The sequence below is a fragment of the Streptomyces griseorubiginosus genome, assembly GCF_036345115.1.
GTDB classification, from domain to species: Bacteria; Actinomycetota; Actinomycetes; order Streptomycetales; family Streptomycetaceae; genus Streptomyces; species Streptomyces griseorubiginosus_C.
In genome coordinates, this window is the sequence record NZ_CP107766.1 from 4,490,593 (window position 1) to 4,509,966 (window position 19,374).

Annotated in this window: 18 protein-coding genes and 1 tRNA gene; 13 read left to right on the forward strand and 6 right to left on the reverse strand. The window is 71.3% G+C overall.

Annotated features, from left to right (window positions below):
• The first annotated feature begins 83 nt into the window (after window positions 1-83).
• Together OHN19_RS20225 and OHN19_RS20230 are read left to right on the forward strand one after the other, a co-directional pair.
• Window positions 84-1,394 carry a glycosyltransferase family 4 protein gene (locus OHN19_RS20225; protein ID WP_330265537.1) on the forward strand — a complete coding sequence of 437 codons (1,311 nt, stop codon included), beginning with the start codon at window positions 84-86 and terminating at the stop codon, window positions 1,392-1,394.
• Window positions 1,391-2,332, forward strand: a complete 942-nt coding sequence (locus tag OHN19_RS20230; protein ID WP_330265538.1) for a glycosyltransferase — start codon at window positions 1,391-1,393, stop codon at window positions 2,330-2,332. The genes OHN19_RS20225 and OHN19_RS20230 overlap by 4 nt, the downstream gene beginning before the upstream one ends.
• 21 nt (window positions 2,333-2,353) lie before the next feature.
• Here OHN19_RS20230 and OHN19_RS20235 read toward each other — a convergent pair whose 3' ends face one another.
• Genes OHN19_RS20235 through OHN19_RS20245 form a run of 3 tightly spaced genes read right to left on the reverse strand, consistent with a single transcriptional unit; the run spans window position 2,354 to window position 5,685 of the window.
• Entirely contained in the window at window positions 2,354-3,739 is a 1,386-nt protein-coding gene (locus OHN19_RS20235) for a UDP-glucose/GDP-mannose dehydrogenase family protein (protein WP_330265539.1), read from the reverse strand.
• A 20-nt stretch (window positions 3,740-3,759) separates the two neighbouring features.
• Window positions 3,760-4,791 carry a UDP-glucose 4-epimerase GalE gene (galE, locus tag OHN19_RS20240; protein ID WP_330265540.1) on the reverse strand — a complete coding sequence of 344 codons (1,032 nt, stop codon included), beginning with the start codon at window positions 4,789-4,791 and terminating at the stop codon, window positions 3,760-3,762.
• A gap of 3 nt (window positions 4,792-4,794) precedes the next feature.
• Entirely contained in the window at window positions 4,795-5,685 is an 891-nt protein-coding gene (locus OHN19_RS20245) for a UDP-glucuronic acid decarboxylase family protein (RefSeq protein ID WP_330269657.1), read from the reverse strand.
• On the opposite strand from OHN19_RS20245, the gene OHN19_RS20250 reads away from it, so the two are divergent.
• Both OHN19_RS20250 and OHN19_RS20255 read left to right on the forward strand, forming a co-directional pair.
• Window positions 5,584-5,793, forward strand: coding sequence for a hypothetical protein (locus tag OHN19_RS20250; protein ID WP_330269859.1), 210 nt, complete (start codon window positions 5,584-5,586; stop codon window positions 5,791-5,793). The genes OHN19_RS20245 and OHN19_RS20250 overlap by 102 nt on opposite strands.
• A 194-nt stretch (window positions 5,794-5,987) precedes the next feature.
• A complete protein-coding gene (locus tag OHN19_RS20255; RefSeq protein WP_330265541.1) occupies window positions 5,988-7,472 on the forward strand; it encodes an oligosaccharide flippase family protein in 1,485 nt (494 codons plus the stop codon).
• Here the strand turns inward: OHN19_RS20255 and OHN19_RS20260 are convergent.
• A complete protein-coding gene (locus OHN19_RS20260; RefSeq protein WP_330265542.1) occupies window positions 7,469-8,806 on the reverse strand; it encodes a sugar transferase in 1,338 nt (445 codons plus the stop codon). The genes OHN19_RS20255 and OHN19_RS20260 overlap by 4 nt on opposite strands.
• A 444-nt stretch (window positions 8,807-9,250) precedes the next feature.
• Between OHN19_RS20260 and OHN19_RS20265 the strand changes: the two genes are divergently transcribed.
• The 8 genes from OHN19_RS20265 (at window position 9,251) to OHN19_RS20300 (ending at window position 17,562) form a co-directional block, all read left to right on the forward strand.
• The gene (locus OHN19_RS20265) at window positions 9,251-10,411 is read left to right on the forward strand and encodes a glycosyltransferase family 4 protein (RefSeq protein ID WP_330265543.1); all 1,161 of its coding nucleotides are present in this window, start codon (window positions 9,251-9,253) and stop codon (window positions 10,409-10,411) included.
• A 15-nt stretch (window positions 10,412-10,426) separates the two neighbouring features.
• Window positions 10,427-11,752 (forward strand): O-antigen ligase family protein, encoded by a 1,326-nt coding sequence (locus tag OHN19_RS20270; RefSeq protein WP_330265544.1) that lies wholly within the window; start codon window positions 10,427-10,429, stop codon window positions 11,750-11,752.
• Window positions 11,749-12,822, forward strand: coding sequence for an NAD-dependent epimerase/dehydratase family protein (locus OHN19_RS20275; RefSeq protein WP_330265545.1), 1,074 nt, complete (start codon window positions 11,749-11,751; stop codon window positions 12,820-12,822). Before OHN19_RS20270 ends, OHN19_RS20275 begins: the two co-directional genes overlap by 4 nt.
• Window positions 12,819-13,613: a WecB/TagA/CpsF family glycosyltransferase gene (locus OHN19_RS20280; RefSeq protein ID WP_330265546.1), complete on the forward strand. Its 795-nt coding sequence runs from the start codon at window positions 12,819-12,821 to the stop codon at window positions 13,611-13,613. The genes OHN19_RS20275 and OHN19_RS20280 overlap by 4 nt, the downstream gene beginning before the upstream one ends.
• A 247-nt stretch (window positions 13,614-13,860) precedes the next feature.
• Window positions 13,861-15,150 (forward strand): VCBS repeat-containing protein, encoded by a 1,290-nt coding sequence (locus OHN19_RS20285; RefSeq protein ID WP_330265547.1) that lies wholly within the window; start codon window positions 13,861-13,863, stop codon window positions 15,148-15,150.
• Window positions 15,151-15,208: 58 nt separating this feature from the next.
• Window positions 15,209-16,162 (forward strand): YIP1 family protein, encoded by a 954-nt coding sequence (locus tag OHN19_RS20290; protein WP_330265548.1) that lies wholly within the window; start codon window positions 15,209-15,211, stop codon window positions 16,160-16,162.
• Between the two features lie 191 nt (window positions 16,163-16,353).
• Window positions 16,354-17,100 (forward strand): hypothetical protein, encoded by a 747-nt coding sequence (locus tag OHN19_RS20295; protein ID WP_330265549.1) that lies wholly within the window; start codon window positions 16,354-16,356, stop codon window positions 17,098-17,100.
• Window positions 17,101-17,115: 15 nt separating this feature from the next.
• Window positions 17,116-17,562 carry a hypothetical protein gene (locus OHN19_RS20300; protein ID WP_330265550.1) on the forward strand — a complete coding sequence of 149 codons (447 nt, stop codon included), beginning with the start codon at window positions 17,116-17,118 and terminating at the stop codon, window positions 17,560-17,562.
• 32 nt (window positions 17,563-17,594) lie between these two features.
• On the opposite strand, the gene OHN19_RS20305 is transcribed toward OHN19_RS20300, so the two are convergent.
• Together OHN19_RS20305 and dcd are read right to left on the reverse strand one after the other, a co-directional pair.
• Window positions 17,595-18,110, reverse strand: a complete 516-nt coding sequence (locus OHN19_RS20305; RefSeq protein WP_330265551.1) for a phosphoribosyltransferase — start codon at window positions 18,108-18,110, stop codon at window positions 17,595-17,597.
• A complete protein-coding gene (gene dcd, locus OHN19_RS20310; protein WP_330265552.1) occupies window positions 18,107-18,682 on the reverse strand; it encodes a dCTP deaminase in 576 nt (191 codons plus the stop codon). Before dcd ends, OHN19_RS20305 begins: the two co-directional genes overlap by 4 nt.
• Window positions 18,683-19,193: 511 nt before the next feature.
• Between dcd and OHN19_RS20315 the strand changes: the two genes are divergently transcribed.
• Window positions 19,194-19,264: transfer RNA gene (locus OHN19_RS20315), tRNA-Gly, on the forward strand.
• The last annotated feature ends 110 nt before the right edge of the window (window positions 19,265-19,374 follow it).

The window sequence follows — 19,374 nt, forward strand, 5'->3', positions numbered from 1 at the left end:
CGAGAATAGGAGAAATGGGCGGTATGCCCGACATGCCTCGCGGGAGAGGGCCCGAGGGCCCCACCATGGATGGACAGGTGTTCGTGGATAGGAAAATCGCACCGCGGTCCCGCGGACTGCGGATCGTGCTGGTCTCGTTCGCCTGCGACCCGACCCGCGGCAGCGAACCGGGCATCGGGTGGGGCTGGGCGGAGGCGCTCGCGGGCCGGGGGCACACCGTGGAGGTCCTGACGCACCCCGAGTCCGACAACGTGCGTCACATCAAGCACCGGATCGAGGAACTGGGGGACGTGGGCGAGCGCATCCGCCCGCACATCATCGCGGAACCCCGGGAGCCCCGGTGGACCCGGCTCCTGCCGGGCCCGCTGAGCGACATGGCGGCGGAGGTCAAGCGCTACGACGGCTGGCAGCGCCGCGCGCTGGAGTACGCCCGCGACCAGGGGCTCGACAAGGCCGACCTCGTGCACCACGTCTCCTACGGCTCCCTCCAGGGCGGCTCCGCGCTGCACCGCCTCGGGCCGCCCCTGGTGTTCGGTCCCGTCGGCGGTGGCCAGGTCGCGCCCCACAGTCACCGGCGCTACCTGGGCGCCGCCTACCGGCAGGAGGCGTTGCGGACCTGGCTGTGGGTCCGCTGTCTGAGCCGTCGCCCCGCATGTCGCGCGACGCTTCGCGATGCCGCGCTGCTTTTGGCCACCAACCGGGACACCGAGCGACTGGCCCAGGACCTGAGCCGTACCGCTACCCGGCTGATGCTGGCCGACGGCATCCAGGAGTCGGTCGTACGGCAACCGGCCGAGGCGCCGTTGCCCCGGCCGGACCGCCCGCCCACCGTGCTCTGGGTCGGCAGACTGCACCCGCGCAAGACCCCTGAGCTGGCCGTCCGGGCGATCGCGCGGCTGCGGTCGGAGATCCCGGGCGTGCGCCTCGTGATCCTCGGCGACGGACCACTGCGACCGTCCCTGGAACAGCTCGCGGTACGCCTTGGAGTGGGGGAATCCGTCGAGTTCCGGGGCCTGTTGCCGCGGGAGCAGGTTTTCGCCGCCTGCGACGAGGCGGACGTGTTCCTGATGACGAGCCTGCGGGACTCCTCCAGCACCCAGACCCTGGAGGCGTGGGCCCGGGGTCTGCCCGTCGTCCATCTGGGCCACCACGGCATCAGTGACTTCTCGGCGCCGGGCGGGGCGGTGTCGGTGCCGCTCGGCGATCCCGCCGATCTGCCCCAGCGCCTCGCCTGCGCGCTGAGCGGCGTACTGGAGGACCACCACATCCGCCGCTGCATGGAGCGGGCGGCGCCGGCGTGGGCGCGGAAACACACCTGGGCGGCGAAGGCCGAGACCGCCGAGGAGCTTTATCGCGCCGTTCTGTCCGAGAGGCAACCATGCTCGTATCAGTGATCATCCCTCTGTACAACACAGAGAAGTACATCGGCGCCTGTCTCGCGTCCGTCCTCGCCCAGACCCACCGAGAGCTCGACGTCATCGTGGTGGACGACGGGTCCACCGACGGCGGCGCGGCGATCGCCGAACGCGTCGCCGACGAGCGGGTCCGGGTCGAACGGATCGCGAACGGCGGAGTCGGCGCCGCCCGCAACCGCGGTCTCGCCCTCGCCAGGGGTGAGGCGGTGGCCTTCCTCGACGCCGACGACCTTTGGTATCCGGAGAAACTGGCCGAGCAGATCGGCGTCCTGCGGGGCGACCACGAGGTCGTCGCGGTCGGCGCGGTCTTCCAGTATCTGTCGGAGAACGGCCGCCGGTTCGGCCGAGCGGGTCAGGACGCACGGGACGCCGCCTCCCAGGAGCGCATGCGGCGGGGCGGGCTGATGCCGTTCCCGATCTCCTCCCTGGTCGCCCGCACCGACGCCGTGCGGGCCGCAGGAGGGTTCGACGAGTCGCTTCCGCCGGTCGCCGATCTCGACCTCATGGCTCGGCTGGCCCTCGCGGGACGGGTCGCCACGGTGATGCGGCCGCTCGGCGCCTACCGGGTGCACGGCGCCTCCATGTCGGCCCGTGAACCCGCCGAGATGATGATGCTCGTGCGCTTCGTGGAAGAGCGGGCCGTGGCCCGGCTCGAAGGACGGCCCGCGCCCGTCCTCGAGTCGTTCGTGTCCTCGTACCGCCTCACACGGGCGCAGCGGCGACGGGACCGCGCGGCGCGCCGGTTCCGTGAGGCCGGCCTGGCGGTGATGGAGCGACGGTATGTCAGGGCGGCCGTGCTGTGCGCGGCGGCCCTGGTCGCCCGGCCGTCGTACACACTCCGCCGCATCGCGATGCGGCTCCCGGTCGGCCGTACGGCGACTGTCGCCCACAACAGGCTTGCTGTGGGCGACAGTTGAGGCCTCCGGTGGTGGGCCCGCTCAGCCCACCTCGGCGGAGCAGACGGCCGGCACATGGTCGGCGGCGCTCTGCTGGTTCGGCAGCGGAGGCGGGAGCGGCCGGCCGAGCGCCCGCAGGGTCCAGCCGGCCGCGCGCCACGACGCCGGATCGAGGGCGTTGCGCGCGTCGAGGATCCTGCGTGCCGGTGCCACGGCGGCAAGGGCGGCCGGGTCGATCCGGCGGTAGTCGCTCCACTCGGTCAGGTGCAGCACCAGGTCGGCGCCCTCGCACGCCTTGGTGACATCGGCGGCGTAGCCGAGCACGGGGAGCACGGCACGCGCGTTGTCCGTCCCCTCCGGATCGTGGAGCCGCACCTCCGCGCCCTCCCGGTGGATCGCGGCCGCGACCGCCAGGGCCGGGGAGTCGCGGACGTCGTCGCTGTCGGGCTTGAACGTGGCACCGAGAACGGCGATACGGCGGCCGGTGAACTCCCCGCCCACCATGTCCCGGGCGATGTCGACGGTGCGTCGCCGCTGCCGTGTGTTGATCTCGTCGATCTCGCGCAGGAACAACACCGCGTCGCCGACGCCGAGTTCGTCGGCGCGGGCCGTGAACGCCCTGATGTCCTTCGGGAGGCAGCCGCCCCCGAACCCGAGGCCCGCGGAGAGGAAGCGGCGGCCGATGCGGGTGTCATGCCCGAGGGCGTCGGCCAGGGTGGTGACATCCGCGCCCGTGGCGTCGCAGACCTCGGCCATGGCGTTGATGAACGAGATCTTGGTGGCGAGGAACGAGTTCGCTGCGACCTTCACCAGCTCGGCGGTGGCCGGATCCGTGCTGATGTAGGGCACGCCTGCCCGCAGCATCGGTGCGTACACCTCGCGCAGGGCCTGGTCGGCCCGCCCGGACAGGACCCCGGCCACCAGCCGCTCCGGGCGGAGCGTGTCCTGGACGGCGAAGCCCTCGCGGAGGAACTCCGGGTTCCAGGCGACCTCCACGTCGCTGCCCGGTGGGACCAGTTCCTGCACTCGCGCGGTGAGCCGGGCCGTCGTTCCCGCGGGCACCGTGGACTTGCCCACGATCAGGCAGGCGCGGCTCAGCCGTGGCGCCAGTGCGTCGATCACGGCGTCCACCGCCCGCAGGTCGCAGGCCGGGGAGTCCCGGCGCTGCGGGGTGTTCACGCAGACGAAGTGCACCTCGCCGAAGTCGGCCGCCTCTTCGAGCGAGGTGGTGAAGCGCAGTCGCCCGGATCCGACGGTTCTGCCGAGCACCTCCTGCAACCCGGGCTCGAAGAAGGGGACCCGGCCCTCGGCGAGGGCGGCGATCTTCTCCGCGTCGATGTCGACGCCCAGCACCTCGTGGCCGATGTCGGCCATGCACGCGGCGTGCACGGCGCCGAGGTATCCCGTTCCGATGACGGTCAGTCGCATCTCACTCGCCGCTTTCTGTGTCAGTTCGGGTAGCCGGACGGGTTGAGCTCCTGGAATCGCCATGCGTCCCGGCACATGACGTCGAGATCCCGCGCCGTGCTCCAGTTCCACGCCCGGGCCACGGCACCGGGGTCGGCGACGAGAGCCGGCACGTCGCCGGGCCGACGGTCGGTGACCTCGTACGGGATCGGTCTGCCGCAGGCGCGCTGGAAGGCCGCGAGGAGTTCGAGCACCGAAGTCCCGCGTCCCGTACCGAGGTTGAAGACCCGCATGCCGACCTCGTCGTCGAGGTGTTCCAGTGCGAGCCGGTGGCCTTCGGCGACGTCCATCACATGGATGTAGTCGCGCACGCCGGTGCCGTCGGCGGTGGGATAGTCACCGCCGAAGACGCTGAGCCTCGGGAGGCGGCCGGCGGCGACCCGGGCGAGGTAGGGCATCACGTTGTTGGGCACGGCTTTGCGGGGGACTTCGCCGAGCAGTCCGCTGGGGTGCGCGCCGACCGGGTTGAAATAACGCAGGGCCAGTACGGAGAACCCGGCCAGGTGCCGGCAGATGTCGGCGAGCACCTGCTCGCACAGCCACTTCGAGGCGGCGTAGGGGTTGGTGGGGCGGGCCGGATCCGCCTCGGTGAGCGGCACCTTGGTGGCATCGCCGTAGATCGAGCAGGACGAGGAGAACACCAGGCGGTGCACTCCGTGGTCGCGCATGGCGTGCAGGAGTGCCGTGGTGCCGCCGACGTTGGTGTCGTAGTACTCGACGGGCAGCTCCACGGACTCGCCGACGGCCTTCCGCGCGGCGAAGTGGATGACGGCGTCGACGCGGTGCTCGTCGAAGACCCGGGAGAGCGCCCGCCGGTCGAGCAGGTCGATCTCGTGGACGGCGACCGGCGGGCGGGCAGCGATCTTCGCCACACGTTCCAGGGCGCCGGGCACGCTGTTGGAGTAGTCGTCGACGACCACCACGTCATAGCCGTGGTCCAGGAGTTCGACGCAGGTGTGGCTGCCGATGAATCCGGCGCCGCCGGTCACCAGGACGGTGGTGCGGGCGGGCATCGGTCACCACGCTCCGGCGGTGTCGTGCGCCCGGCCGGCGAACCACTCCACCGTCCGCCGCACTCCGTCCGCGACTGGTACCTCCGGGTGCCAGCCGAGGTGTTCGCGGATCCGGGTGATGTCCGGGCGGCGGCGCACCGGGTCGTCGGTGGGCAGCGGGTGGTACTGGATCCGCGAAGCCGAACCCGTGAGATCCAGCACCAGCTCGGCGAGGTCGCAGACCAGCCACTCCTCCGGGTTCCCCAGATTGAAGGGACCCGCCTCGGACGAGTCCAGCATCCCGACCAGCCCCCGGATCAGGTCGCTCACGTAGCAGAAGCTGCGGGTCTGCTTGCCGTCGCCGTAGATGGTCAGCGGTTCCCCGGCGAGAGCCTGGGCGATGAAGCTGGAGACGACCCGGCCGTCCTGCGGGCGCATGCGCGGACCGTACGTGTTGAAGATCCGGACGATTCCCACGTCGACGCCGTGAGTGCGGCGGTAGGCGAGCGAGACGGCCTCGGCGTACCGCTTGGCCTCGTCGTACACGCTGCGCGGTCCGACCGGGTTGACGTTCCCCCAGTAGTCCTCGACCTGGGGATGGACCAGCGGATCGCCGTAGACCTCGCTCGTGGAGGCGAGCAGGAACCGGGCGCTGTGGCGCCTGGCGAGTTCGAGGGCGTTCTCGGTGCCCCGGCTGCCCACGGCGAGAGTCTGCAACGGCAGCCGCAGATAGTCCGGCGGTGACGCGGGGCTCGCGAGATGGGCGACCGCGTCGACGGTGCCGGAGATTTCCGCGGTCACGCTCACGTCGGTATGGACGAATTCGAAGGCGGGGTATTTCCGCAAGTGCGCGATGTTCTCGGGCCGTCCCGTACTCAGGTTGTCGAGGCACACCACCGCGTCTCCGCGTCGCAGCAGTGCCTCACACAGGTGCGAGCCCAGAAAACCGCCCCCACCGGTTACGGCAACACGCATGGCTTTCTCCATGAATTCAGGGGGGTGGAGATGCTGCAAAAACCTTGAAAAGGATATGAGCGGATTCTTGACTCGCCACGGAACGCAGCGGCGGTCATGCACTGTTTGGCCGGTACCCGAACGGAGCTCAGCGGCGCACACAGACGTCAACTGGAAAAGCGCGATCACTCTCACGTGTGAATGCGCATACCGCGCGTCGCGCATTTCAGCGCGCAGTACGACGGCTGGAGGATCCTGTCGCCATGACGCAGCTGACGTCCGCCACAGTCCGGGGAATGCGCTGGACCTCCCTCGCCGGCGCGGCCTCCGCCGCGGTGCAGATCCCGTACGCGGCGGTGATGGCCCGGCTGCTCACCCCTCAGGACTTCGGCCTGATGGCCCTGGCCTTCGTGGTGCCGCGGTTCGCCCACCACTTCGCGCAGGGCGGCCTGAGCTCCGCGGTGATCCAGCGCCCCACCCTCACCCCTCGCGACGTACGCGTGATCCTCGCCCTGGCCCTCACCGTCGGCGGCTGCTGCTCCGCGGCGGTCTGGTGGCTCGCGCCGTACGGCACCGAACTGGTCCGCGGTCCGGCCGACCTGACCGGCATGATCCGGGCGCTCGCCCTGTGTCTGCTGATCGCGGCCCTGGGCGCCCCCGCCACGGGGCTGCTGAGCCGCAGCATGCGCTACCGGGCGGTCGCCTGCACCGACTTCTTCTCCTTCGTCGTCGGCTACTGCGTGGTCTCCCTCGCGTCCGCCCTGCTCGGCGCGGGTGTGTGGAGTCTGGTCTACGGCACGCTCGGCTGGAACCTGCTGCAGAGCCTGCTGTCCTACCTCCTGGTCCGGCACCCGCTCCGTCCGCTGTTCGACGTGCGGGCCATGCGGGACGTGATGCGCTTCGGCGGGAAGGTCTCGGTCAACGGCTTTCTGGAGTACCTCACGAGCGATCTGCCCAAGCTGGCCATCGGCCGCTACCTGGGGGTCGCCACCGCCGGGCTCTACGACCGCGCCGCTCTGCTGGCCTCGTACCCGCTGCAGCAGATCCAGCAGGCGGCGAGCAAGGTGCTCCTGCCGGCCCTCAGCCGCATCCAGCACGAGACCGGCCGGCTCGCCGCCTTCTACGCCGACTCCACGTCTCTGACCGCGCTCGTCCTCTTCGCCCTGTGGGCGGTGATCGGCGCGAGCGGCGACCAGTTGGTGGCCCTGCTGCTCGGCCCTCAGTGGCGGGGCAGCGCGGCGCTGGTCCCGATGCTGGGCCTGGTCAGCGTGCTCGGCCTGGTCGCACAGTTCTCGGGCACGCTCATGGAGGCCATCGGCTCGGTGGGACCCAAGATGGTCATCCATCTGGTGCAGGTGGCGGTTCTCGTCGCCGGCATGGCCGTCGCCCTGTACCTGGGCTTCAAAGTCCACGGACTGCTGGCGGCCCTGCTGGTGAGCCAGCTCACCAAACAGACCCTGTTCTCCCTGTGGCTGAACCGGCTCTTCCCCTCCACCCGCCGGCCGGTCGCCCAGGGGTACGCCCAGGCCGTCGCGCTCTCCGGCCTGATCTGGGGTGCCCTGTGGACCGTTCAGCAGGCACTCGCGGACAGCTGCCCCGGGCCGGTGGTCCTCGCGGCCAAGCTGACGGCGGCGGCGGTGCTGGCGCTGTGCTGTGCACGGTACGGGGCGGGACTGCACGGTGTGCGGGTCGCCCGGGAGCGGGGCTTGCTGCCCGCCGCGCTGTGGCGGGCCGGCGCGCGCGCTTAGTAGGCGCCGTTGCCCTCGACGACGGCTCGCAGGGTCCGGCCGAGGATGCCGAGATCGACGGTGGGAGACCAGTTGTCGACGTAGCGCAGATCCAGGGCGATCGTCTCGTCCCAGGACAGGTTGGAGCGCCCGCTGACCTGCCACAGACCGGTGAGCCCCGGTTTGACGCTCAGCCGTCGCAGCTCCACCTCGTTGTACTCCGCCACCTCGTCGGGCAGCGGAGGCCTCGGCCCCACCAAAGACATGTGCCCGCACAACACGTTGAACAGCTGGGGGAGTTCGTCCAGCGACGAGCGCCGCAGCACCCGGCCCACCCGCGTGATCCGGGGATCGCTGCGCATCTTGAACATCAGCCCGTCGTGCTCGTTGGTCCTGGTGAGTTCGTGCCTGAGCCGCTCGGCGTCCGCGACCATGGTGCGGAACTTCGCCATGCTGAACGGACGGCCGCCCTGTCCGACGCGGAGCTGGCGGTGCAGGACCGTGCCCGGCGAATCCATCCGTACGGCGATCGCCACGGCGAGGAACACCGGGGCCAGCAGCACGAGCAGCACAGCAGCGCCCACCCGGTCCGTCACCTCCTTCAGCAGCGCGGCCGCGCCGCGGCGCACGGGAGGCGCGACGTGCAGCATCGTCAGGCCCGCCACGGACGAGACACTGACCCGGCGTTGCGCCACCTCGGTCACGCCGGGCACGACGACGAGCGGACGACCGTACTCGTGGACGGCCCAGGACAGTCGGCGCAGCCGCTCGCCCGCCATGCTCGGCCCGGACACGACGAGGACCAGGTCCACGTCCAGTCTCCGGGCCGCGGTCAGCACGGGCAGGGAGTCGTCGGAGGGCCGCTCCGGCGCCGACGCGTTCAGCCGTGCCACGACCGGAGCCACCGCGCCGGGGGCCCCGTCACCGATCGCGCACGCCCCGACCACGATGAACTCGTGATCGGTGCGCCGCGCCAGATGCTGAGCCAGGGCGTCGAGCGCGTCCGCCTCTCCGATCACCAGGGCCCGGCGTACCGCCCGCCCGGACCGGCGCCGGGCCCGCAGATGCCGGTGCGTCAGCCCTCGGCAGATCAGCGTGACCGGGAGACAGGCGACCAGGCCGGCCAGCGCGACCTGGCGCGGGGGTTCCACGCCGGTCGCCGCTCTCGCCAGCACGAGCAGCCCCACGAGGATCAGCCAGTCCCGCAGCACGGGGTCGGGGCCCCGCTCCCCGAGGTCCCGCCAGGTGTAGCGGCCGCGTGAGGCCCGTACGCACACCCACGCCAGCGCCGCGACCGCCGCGGACCACAGCGCGAGCGTCTCGCCGGCCAGACGGAAGGCGGCGTAGGCGGGCACGCCCGCTCCCACCGCGTCGGCGGCCACCGTGATCGGCCGGTACCAGGCGGGTTTGCTCAGGCGTCTTCGCCCGTGACGGGTCGGCTCCCGGTCGAACTGCTCCGGCGCGCGCCCCGGCAGGGGTACATAAGGTACGTCTCCCCGAACAGTCAAGGTCACCCTCTCCAGCCGTCTCCGAGGACGCCACCGAGTGTGTCCGACGGGTGCACGGCGGACCCGGTGACGACGCTTGTCCGCGCAGAGCGATCACCCGATAAGCAGCATCCGGGCGAGGGGGCCGACTCGGGTGCATCCCGCGGCCGGAGCGGTGTCCGGGCTCCGCCAGACGGGTGGGCTTGCCGGGACCGCCTCCCCAAAGCACCGGTACCGCTCACCTGTTGAGCGATTTTGGCTCTTGCCCGAAGAGCGTGCGGGCTCCGCTGACGACAACCGAAGGCGCCCTGTATGAGAATCGCGGTAGTACACAGCTTCTACACCGCCGGGAAACCCAGCGGGGAGAACGCACTCGTGCGCGACCAGGTGCGGGCACTGGGCACGGCGGGCCACACCGTGGAGCTGTTCGCCGCGCACACCGACGAACTGGCCCGGGACCCGCTCTACCCGCTGCGGGCGGCGGCACGCGTGGCGTCCGGCCGGGGCAACAACCCGCTCGCGCGCCTGCGCGACTTCGCCCCCGACCTCGTGCACGTCCACAACCTGTTCCCCAACTTCGGCCGCTCCTGGGTCCGGCAGTGGGCCGGCCCGCTCGTCGCGACCCTGCACAACTACCGCCCCATGTGCGCCGCCGCGACGCTCTACCGCGCGGGTGCCGTCTGCACCCGCTGCCCGGGCGGCGACCCGTGGGCGGCCCTGCGCTTCGGCTGCTACCGCGGTTCCCGGGCCGCGACCCTGCCGCTTGCCTGGGCCGGACGGCACGGCCCGGCCCGGGATCCCCTGCTGGCCCGCGCCGACCGGCTGGTGGTGAACTCCCGGCTGAGCGAGGAGACGTACCGCCAGGCCGGTGTGCCCGCCGGGCGACTGTCCCTCGTCCCCAACTTCGTCGACGCGCCGGTGTCGGAGGAGGCACCGGACGACGCCACGGGGCGCTGGCTCGTCGCCGCGCGCCTGTCGGCCGAGAAGGGCGTCCTGGAACTGCTGCGCCAGTGGCCGGCGGACGCACCGCTGGACGTGTTCGGCGACGGCGAGCTACTCGCCGAGTGCCGGGCCGCCGCCCCTTCCTCCGTCCGGTTCCTGGGCCGGCTCGACCGCGCCGAACTGTGCCGTCGGATGCCCGCATACCGCGGCCTGGTCTTCCCCAGCCGCTGGTACGAGGTCCAGCCGTGCGTGCAGGTCGAGGCGCTGGCGGCAGGGCTGCCGACGCTGGCGTTCGAGGGCTCGTCGGTGGCCGATGCGGTACGCGAACACGGCACCGGCCTGGTCACCCGGTGGGACCAGCCGCTCGCCCGGGTCCTGGCGGAGGCGGCCGACCGCTTCCCGTCGCTGCGCGCCCACTGCCGGCAGGTGTACACCGACCGCTTCACCGAGCGGGCCTGGCTCGCCCGCATTGCCGGGGTGTACGAGGAGGCGACCCGCGTCGCCGGGGACCGCGCCACGGCGCTCGCGTAGGGGACGGGGGTGCACATGGCGTCATCGGGCCGGGAACCCACGAACGATCACCGTCTCGTCGCCGGTGTGGTGGTGGTCGCCGTTCTGCTCACCGGGGGCCGCTGGGTCTCGCACATGCGAGTGGGCCCGCTGTACATCGGTGACCTGCTGCTGGGCGCGGCCTTCCTGCACGCCGTCACCTTGAGAGCGCTGTCCGGGAAACGCCCCGACCGCGTGTACGGCCCGGGGGTCCTGGTCGGTCTGCTGCTGGTCGTCACCGCACTACGGCTGCTGGGCACCGAGGACGACGTGCGGACGGCCGCCCGTGACGCGGCGCCGTTCGCCTACGCCGCGATCGCCCATCTGTCCGCGAGCGCGTACCAGAGGGTGGGCGAGGCGGGCGGACGGCGAACCGTCCGGATGATCCACGGCGGACTGCTGCTGCACCTCGCCTGGATGGTCGTGGCGACAGTCGCACCGCGGTTCGTCGCGACCCTGCCCGAGGTGGGCAACACGCGCGTCTTCGAGATCCGCACCGATTTCGACGTGGCGGTGCTCGGGGTGCTGGCCGGCCTGTCGATCCTGAGGATCCGACGGGGACGCCTCTGGCTGCACGGATCGGTGGCGGTCGCAGCGCTCGTCACCGGCCTGGCCCAGGTCAACCGGGCAGGTCTGCTCTCCTGCGCCGCCTGCGTCCTGGTGGCCGTGGTGTTCAGGGCCAGCGGCAACGGCCGGCTCACCGCCCGCGCCGTGCTGCTGGGAGCGACAGCCGTCCTCGCCGTGGCGGTGGTCCTGCCGATGTCCCCGGCCGGTCAGCGCCTCCTCGCGCTCAACGCCACGTCCGCGTCGTCCTCGGAAATCGTGGAGAACGCTCAAGGCACCAAGCGCGCACGCCTGATCGCATGGCAACAGGTCGTGAGGTACACCCTGGACGACCCGGAACGCACGACGGTCGGCGTCGGCTTCGGACCGGACTTCCTCCAGCTGTCCAACGGCGACCTTCCCATCGGCCGGGGCATCGGCGTGCGCTCCCCCCACAACTACCTGGTCACATGCTTCGCCCGGCTGGGCATCGTCGGGCTCGCCCTCGTCGTCGCCCTCCTGGTCAGGCTCCTGACCATCACGCTCCGGATCGTCCGCGGCGGCCCGCCGGACGAACTGACTTCGCTGTGCGTGCTGCTGGTGATCTCCCTGCTCATCGCGGCACTGCTGGGCGTGATCCTCGAATCACCCTTCGGCGCCACCCCCTTCTTCTGGGCAGCCGGAATCCTGCTCGGGGGCGACCGGGCACGGCGGGCCCGGCTCCGGCGGGAAGCGCAGCCCGGAACCCATGTCAGCTCTCCTCAGGAGGTGTTGGTTTGAGCGTCGCAGTGGTGACCGGCTCAGCCGGTCTCATCGGGTCGGAGGCAGTACGGCACTTCGCGGGCCTGGGCCTCGACGTGGTCGGCGTCGACAACGACATGCGCGCCCGGTTCTTCGGGCCGGAGGCGTCCACCGCGTGGAACGTGGACCGGCTGTCCGCCGACCTCGGCAGGTCCTACACGCACCAGGACGTCGACATCCGCGACCGGGACGCCCTGGCGGCCGTGTTCCGCAAGTACGGCCGGGACATCGCCGTCGTCATTCACACCGCGGCCCAGCCGTCCCACGACTGGGCGGCCCGCGATCCGTACACGGACTTCGACATCAACGCCGGGGGGACGCTCAACGTCCTGCAGAACGTCCGCGAGCACTGCACCGACGCCCCACTGATCCACTGCTCGACCAACAAGGTCTACGGCGACCGCCCCAACTCCCTGCCGATGGTCGAGGAGGAGACCCGCTGGGAGATCGCCCGGGGCCACCGCTACCGCGCGGGCATCACCGAGGACATGTCCATCGACGCCTGTCTGCACTCGGTCTTCGGCGCGTCGAAGGTGGCCGCCGACGTCATGGTCCAGGAGTACGGGCGCTACTTCGGGCTCAGGACGGCCTGCTTCCGCGGCGGCACGCTCACCGGGCCAGGCCACTCCGCCACCGAACTGCACGGCTTCCTCGCCTACGTGATGCGCTGCGCGATGGAACAGCGCACGTACCGGCTCATCGGCCACAAGGGCAAGCAGGTGCGGGACGCCATCCACAGCCACGACGTGGTGGCCGCGTTCGAGGCGTTCTTCCGCGCGCCCCGCAGCGGCGAGGTCTACAACCTGGGCGGTGGCCGGCACTCCAACGTCTCCAACCTGGAGGCGATCGCGCTGGCCGAGAGGATCTCCGGGAACGCGATGACCGTCGAGCACGTGGACACGGCCCGGGCCGGCGACCACATCTGGTGGATCAGCTCCAACGCCCGGTTCGAACAGCACTATCCCGAATGGCGGTTGACGTACGACGTGCCCCTGATCATGAACGAGATCCACGAGGCCAACGCGGACAGGTGGCTTCCGGCGCGGTGAAAAAGAATGTTCTCGGCGTCCTCGTCGACGCGACGACCTACGAGCAGGCGCTGGACGCCGTGCTCACCGCAGCCCGGAACCGCCGCCCGTTCGCGGTCACCGCACTGGCCGTCCACGGGGTGATGACCGGCGTGCTGGACCGGGAGCACGGCGCCCGGCTCAACTCGTACGACTTGGTGACCCCCGACGGTCAGCCGGTGCGCTGGGCCCTGAACCTGCTGCATGGCACGGGGCTCACCGACCGGGTGTGCGGGCCGGTCCTGACGGAGCGGGTGCTGCGCGCGGCCGCCGACGAGGGCCTCCCGGTGTACCTGTACGGCTCGACGGAGGAGACGCTCGACCGACTGGTCCTGAACCTGCAGAACGCGCTCCCCGCCCTGAAGGTCGTCGGTCGCGAGGCCTCCAAGTTCCGCACGGCGCGTCCCGGTGAGGATGCGAAGCTCGCCGCCCGGATCACCGGGTCCGGGGCGCGGATCCTCCTGGTCGGGCTCGGCTGTCCGCGCCAGGAGGTCTTCGTGCACGCGATGCGTCCGCTGCTGCCGATGCCGCTGCTAGCGGTCGGTGCCGCCTTCGACTTCCACGCCGGGATGCTGCGCCGGCCTCCCGTGTGGATGCAGCGGCACGGCTGGGAGTGGCTGGGGCGGCTGGCGCTGGAACCCCGCCGACTGTGGCGGCGTTACCTCTTCCTCAACCCGTACTACCTGCTGCTGCTCGCCGCGCAGCGGCTCCGGCTGCGACCGGCCGCCCCGCCCGCTCCGGTGACGGACAGACCGACCGAGTTCCCGATGTGATCTCCCGGGGCGCTCCTCGCACGCCGAGTTTCCCGTGCGAGCGCCCTCCTCGGGGCGGTCTGTGCACGCGGAGTTCCCTGTGCGAGCCCCCTCGGGGCGGTCCGTGCACGCGGCCTTCCCTGCGCGACCCCCCTCGGGGCCCTCTCCGCGCGCCGGGTCACGGGCATGGGCCTCCCGGGGGTGTCTCCGTGCATCGAACAGGTGCATGATTGCCGGGGTGTTGTCGATGGGGCTGACGGGGTGAGCGGTGCGCGGGCGGAGAAGCGGGACGGTCGCGGTGTCGGCGCTCGGGTGTCTGCTCCTGCTCGCCGCCTGCGGCCCCGCCCAGCACACCGGTTCCGCCGCCCCCACCCCCGTACGCAACGCCGACGCCCCCGCCCGACTCCCAGTCCCCCGGGGCAAGGGCAGCACCACCCCCGACGACTTCAACGGCGACGGGCACCGCGACCTCGTCCTCGGTGACCTGGTCAAGGAGCAGGCGCACGCGGACGACCCGGGCATCGGCATCGTCTACGGCAGCGCACGCGGACTCGTGCCGGGCGCACGGCAGTTGATCGCCCCCGGCCGGCAGGGCGCGGCGACCGACGGCCAACTCCCCGCCCTCTTCGACGCGGAGGCCACCTGCGACCTGGACGGCGACGGCTTCACGGACCTCGTCGTCTCCACCGACCCGCCCTACGACGGTCAGGGCCGCCCCCCGGTCCCGCTCCAGATCCTCTTCGGCTCCCCGACGGGCCTGAGCGGCAAGGCCGTTCACCTCACCGTGCCGGCCGCGGCCCGCGCCGGAAACGACTGGCCCGACCAGCCCGTCTGCGGGGACTTCGACGGCGACGAAGCGAAGGACCTGGTCCTGCACGCCACCGGCGGCCGACTCAGCTATCTGCGCGGCCCGTTCACCCGCAAGGGCGCCCCGCGCACGGCCGGCGCCCCGCTCGCGTCGCCCGGCGAGGTCCCCACCGGCCCGGCGGCCGACGTGAACCGCGACGGCTACGACGACCTGATCGTCCGTACGACCGAGGGCACCGGCCCCTCCGCCGTGGTCCTCGGCGGCCCGGCGGGCCCCACCCGCACCGGCACCGCCCTGCCGTCCGGAATCGACGTGGCCCTCGGCGACTTCGGGCACGGCAAGGCCCTGGACGCGGCGGTCGGGGCCATGGGCGGAACGTCTCTGCGCTACGACCTCCCCGCCGCCGTACGCGCGACCCTGGACGTGCCCGGCTCGGTCCTGGACGCGGCCGACTTCGACGGCGACGGCCGGTCCGAACTGGTCTCCAGCGGCTCCCGACTCCGGATCCTCCAAGGCCGTACGACCGGACTCTCCCGTCGGACGACGGTGACCGTCGAACCCCCCGCCACCGGCACCACCCGGGTCCTCGCGGTCGCCGACTTCGACGGAGACGGACGGGCCGACCTGGCGGTGCGGACGTACCGGAGCGAGACGAAGGACACGGTGGCGGTGTTCCCCGGCGCGACGAAGGGGCTGGTCGCGGCCGAGCCGTCGGTGACCTTCTCGACCTCGGAGTTCCTGCCCGGCTGAGCCGTCGCGGCGGGGAGGTGCGCGTCCCCTGGGTACCCGTCCCGGGCCCCCTTAGGGGATGTCACAGCTCGGCAGCAAAGCCGTCCCCGGAATGCCCGGCCGCGTACACCACTCTCCAGGACCAGGTACGTTCGAAGACGTGGCTGGATTCAGGATCGGACGCGGCCGGGACAACGGCGCTCCTCATACGCGACCGCAACAACCTCCGTACGGGCAGCAGGCGCCCCAGGGACAGCCGTACGGCTATCCCCCCGCGCCGCAGCCCCACCCGGGCCAGTGGACCCAGGGCGGCGGTGGGGGCTACGACGAGCCGGAGTACTTCGGCAACGGCACCGGCGCCCCGCAGCCGCAGGGCGGCCATGACCCGTACGCGGCGAACAACCCCGGCCACACCCAGGCGTTCTCGATCGACGAGGACCCCTACAACCAGGGCGGCACCTACCGCGCCGGCTCGGCCCCCGCGCCCGTGGGCCCCCGTCTGCACTGGAAGGAGCTGCTGAAGGGCATCGTCCTGGCGCCCCAGCAGACCTTCCTCCAGATGCGGGACTACGCCATGTGGGGCCCCGCCCTCATCGTGACGTTCCTCTACGGCCTGCTCGCGGTCTTCGGATTCGAGGAGGCCCGCAAGGACGCGATCAACGCGACCCTGTCGAACGCGGTCCCGATCGTCCTCACGACCGCCGTCGCGATGGTCCTGTCCGCCTTCGTGCTGGGCGTCGTCACCCACGCCCTGGCCCGCCAGCTCGGCGGCGACGGCGCGTGGCAGCCCACGGTCGGCCTCTCCATGCTGATCATGTCCCTCACGGACGCCCCCCGTCTGATCGTGGCCATGTTCTTCGGCGGCGACGCGGGCTTCGTCCAGCTCCTCGGCTGGGCCACCTGGGTGGCGGCCGGCGCGCTCCTCACCCTGATGGTCTCCAAGTCCCACGACCTGCCCTGGCCGAAGGCCCTGGGCGCCTCGGCGATCCAGCTGATCGCCCTGCTGTCGATCGTGAAGCTGGGCACGTTCTAGCCTCCCCGGCACGAGGAAGGGCTCGCGGTGCGCGGTCACCGGGGGCCCTTCGCTGTGCGTGAGCCCGGTGGGGATGCGCGGTCGGAGCCGTTTCCCGGATACTCGGGACGCCGCAGAGGCCGCCGCCTTCGGGGCGGCACATGGATCAGGGGGACAATGTGCTGGCGAATCTGCTGCCGGGCCTTCGCGACGTGCGAGCACCTCTCTCGACAGGCTGCATCTGGCTCCTGACGCTGTGGCTGATCCTGGAGGACCGCGTTCCGACGCCCCGGCGGGCCCACGGCGTCTGGGCGTCCCTGTATCGCCTCGGAGACCTGATAGGCCCTGCCGGAGTGCTCGCGTCCGGCGCCTTCCTCGCGTACCTCATCGGCGCCATGCTCGCCGTCCGAGTGGTCACGGTGAACGCGCGGGAAGCACCGAAGGCGGCGAGATTCCGCAGCGGCGGCACGGCCCTCACACCACGCGTGTCACATCTCGCGTACGACGACCTGGTCAGCTTTCTCCAGGACCAGGGCCGGTTGCCCCGCCCGGTACCCGAGGACAGCGCGGCCGTGAACCCGGAGCGCGAGCGCGGCGAACGCCTCGTGGTCGGCCTGGCGGTACGGGACATCCTCGGTGAGACGCGGCAGCTGCGCACCAAGCTGCTGATCGCCAGCTACGACCTGTTCAACGAGTACGACCGAGCGGTGGGTGAGGCCGAGTTCCGCAAGAACGTCGCCTACGCCCTCCTGGGCCTGACAGCCACCCTCAGTTGGCTGCAGTCACCGTGGTGGGCGCTCCTCCTGATCGTCTCCGCCCGGCTCTACGTCGCGGGAGTGGGAAGCGAACGAGCGGCCAACGACGTCATCGTCCAGGCCGTGGTGGCAGGCCTCATCACTCCCCTCTCCATCACCGGGGCGGCAGGAGTGCCGGCCGTACCCACGGGGCGAGGCCAGTAGAGGATCGATCACCGGATGAGAGGAGCCGCCGTGGAGCCGGCGCCGTCGAGGTGGGGCCGCCTGGCCAACAGCGGCCTGGGCGTGGTCCCCGCTGCCGGAAGCCTCGTCTACACGGCCCAGGCCTCCGATGTGTACCCGCGCCTGGCGGGCTGCACGGTGCTGGTCGTCTGCGTGGTCATCGCCGTACGGGGGTACCGGCTCGGCGTCTCGTGCAGGGACGCCGAGCTGACGGTTCGCGGATACCTGTGGACGCGGACCATCCCCCGCGGCAGCATCACGGAGATCACCGGGTTCCCCGCGGTCCGCTGGACCGATTCCCGTGGGCGCGGGCGCTGGTCACCCCTGTGGGCCTTCCACACGAGCTCTCGGGAGCCGACCCGGACGACGGCCGCCAAGGCGCAGAGCGCAGAGGCACTTCGCCGCTGGCTACGCCCCCGCAGGCCAAGGCCGACCCGCCGGTAGGGCCTCCTCAGCGATCCGCGAGGACCCTCGGCTCAGACCGCTTCCCGGTTCTCCTTGGGCGCCTCGCCCGACTTGCTCACCGGAGGCAGAACGCTCCACGGAAAGTTGATCCAGTCGTCCGTGCGCTTCCAGACGTACTCGCACTTCACCAGGGACTGGGTCTTCTCGTAGATGACCGCGGAGCGGACCTCGGCGACGGTGTCCAGGCAGAAGTCGCGGACCAGCTTGAGCGTCTTGCCGGTGTCGGCGACGTCGTCGGTGATCAGGACCTTCTTGGAGGAGAAGTCGATGGCGTTGGGGACGGGGGCGAGCATGACCGGCATGTCGAGGGTGGTCCCCACGCCGGTGTAGAACTCGACGTTCACCAGGTGGATGTTCTTGCAGTCGAGCGCGTACGCCAGCCCGCCCGCGACGAAGACGCCGCCGCGGGCGATGGACAGGACGACGTCGGGCTCGTAGCCGTCGTCCGCGATGGTCTGCGCGAGCTCACGGACGGCGGTGCCGAACGCCTCGTAGGTGAGGTTCTCCCGTGCGTCGCCGTCGCTCATACCTGGGTCCGGTGGAAGTTGAGGAAGGAGCGGGAGGCGGTGGGGCCGCGCTGGCCCTGGTAGCGGGAGCCGTAGCGCTCGCTGCCGTAGGGGAACTCGGCCGGCGAGGAGAGCCGGAACATGCACAGCTGGCCGATCTTCATGCCGGGCCAGAGCTTGATGGGGAGCGTGGCGAGGTTGGAGAGCTCGAGGGTCACGTGCCCGGAGAAGCCGGGGTCGATGAACCCGGCGGTGGAGTGGGTGACCAGCCCGAGCCGCCCGAGCGAGCTCTTGCCCTCCAGGCGGGAGGCGAGGTCGTCCGGCAGCGTGATGACCTCGTACGTCGAGGCGAGGACGAACTCCCCGGGGTGCAGGATGAACGGCTCGTCGCCCTCCGGCTCCACGAGCCGCGTGAGGTCGCTCTGCTCGATGGAGGGGTCGATGTGCGGGTACCGGTGGTTCTCGAACACCCGGAAGTACCGGTCCAGCCGTACGTCGATGCTGGACGGCTGCACCATGGATTCGTCGTAGGGATCGATCCGCACGCGCCCGGCGTCGATCTCGGCCCGGATGTCCTTGTCTGAGAGAAGCACGCCCCGAGGATACGCAAAGCGCGCGGACCGGCCACCATCGGACGGTCCGCGCGCCTGGTACCTGCTTACCGCGCTTCCTTCTAGTGCTTCTCCAAGGCCACCGGAACGACGCTTCGAAGCCGGGCACAGCGAGGACACCGGACGAGTCGTCCGGGGCCGAGGCGCTCGGCCTGCTGCATCGGGAACGAAGCGGTGCTGAACACGTGCCCATCGGCACAACGGACGACGGTGCGCTCCATCAAGTCCTAGAGTCCCTTCCCCAAGAGCCGCGTCGGGCTACTGCTCACCTGACGACAAATGCCACATTACGGGATGCTCGGGACGGCCCTCCAGGCGGCACTCCGGTCCCGCCCGGACCCTCTTCCACGCCCACACCGTACGCCCCAACTCGCGCCCCCCGCAGCCCAGTCCCACCCCTGAAACGCACTCAGGCCCCGCGGCTTCAGCGCCGGGGGCCTGGCATGAGGTAAGGTAACGTTGCGTTCGACACCGGTTCCGTCCGGCGTCTCACGCGGGTGTAGTTTAATGGTAGAACATCAGCTTCCCAAGCTGAGAGCGCGAGTTCGATTCTCGTCACCCGCTCTTCTTGAAGCCCCAGGTCAGCGACCTGGGGCTGTTGTATTTCAGGGGTGGTGGTCCCTGCTCACGAACAGCTTCAGAGCCCGGCCGTAGCCGTACCAGCCGGCGGAATG

Excerpts from the sequence above, each read along its gene's own strand:
- OHN19_RS20235 (WP_330265539.1), bottom strand. The coding sequence starts at position 3,739 with ATGCGACTGACCGTCATCGGAACGGGATACCTCGGCGCCGTGCACGCC.
- galE (WP_330265540.1), bottom strand. The coding sequence starts at position 4,791 with ATGCCCGCCCGCACCACCGTCCTGGTGACCGGCGGCGCCGGATTCATC.
- OHN19_RS20250 (WP_330269859.1), top strand. The coding sequence starts at position 5,584 with ATGGACGAATTCGAAGGCGGGGTATTTCCGCAAGTGCGCGATGTTCTC.
- OHN19_RS20255 (WP_330265541.1), top strand. The coding sequence starts at position 5,988 with ATGACGCAGCTGACGTCCGCCACAGTCCGGGGAATGCGCTGGACCTCC.
- OHN19_RS20265 (WP_330265543.1), top strand. The coding sequence starts at position 9,251 with ATGAGAATCGCGGTAGTACACAGCTTCTACACCGCCGGGAAACCCAGC.
- OHN19_RS20270 (WP_330265544.1), top strand. The coding sequence starts at position 10,427 with ATGGCGTCATCGGGCCGGGAACCCACGAACGATCACCGTCTCGTCGCC.
- OHN19_RS20290 (WP_330265548.1), top strand. The coding sequence starts at position 15,209 with ATGTCACAGCTCGGCAGCAAAGCCGTCCCCGGAATGCCCGGCCGCGTA.
- OHN19_RS20300 (WP_330265550.1), top strand. The coding sequence starts at position 17,116 with ATGAGAGGAGCCGCCGTGGAGCCGGCGCCGTCGAGGTGGGGCCGCCTG.
- OHN19_RS20305 (WP_330265551.1), bottom strand. The coding sequence starts at position 18,110 with ATGAGCGACGGCGACGCACGGGAGAACCTCACCTACGAGGCGTTCGGC.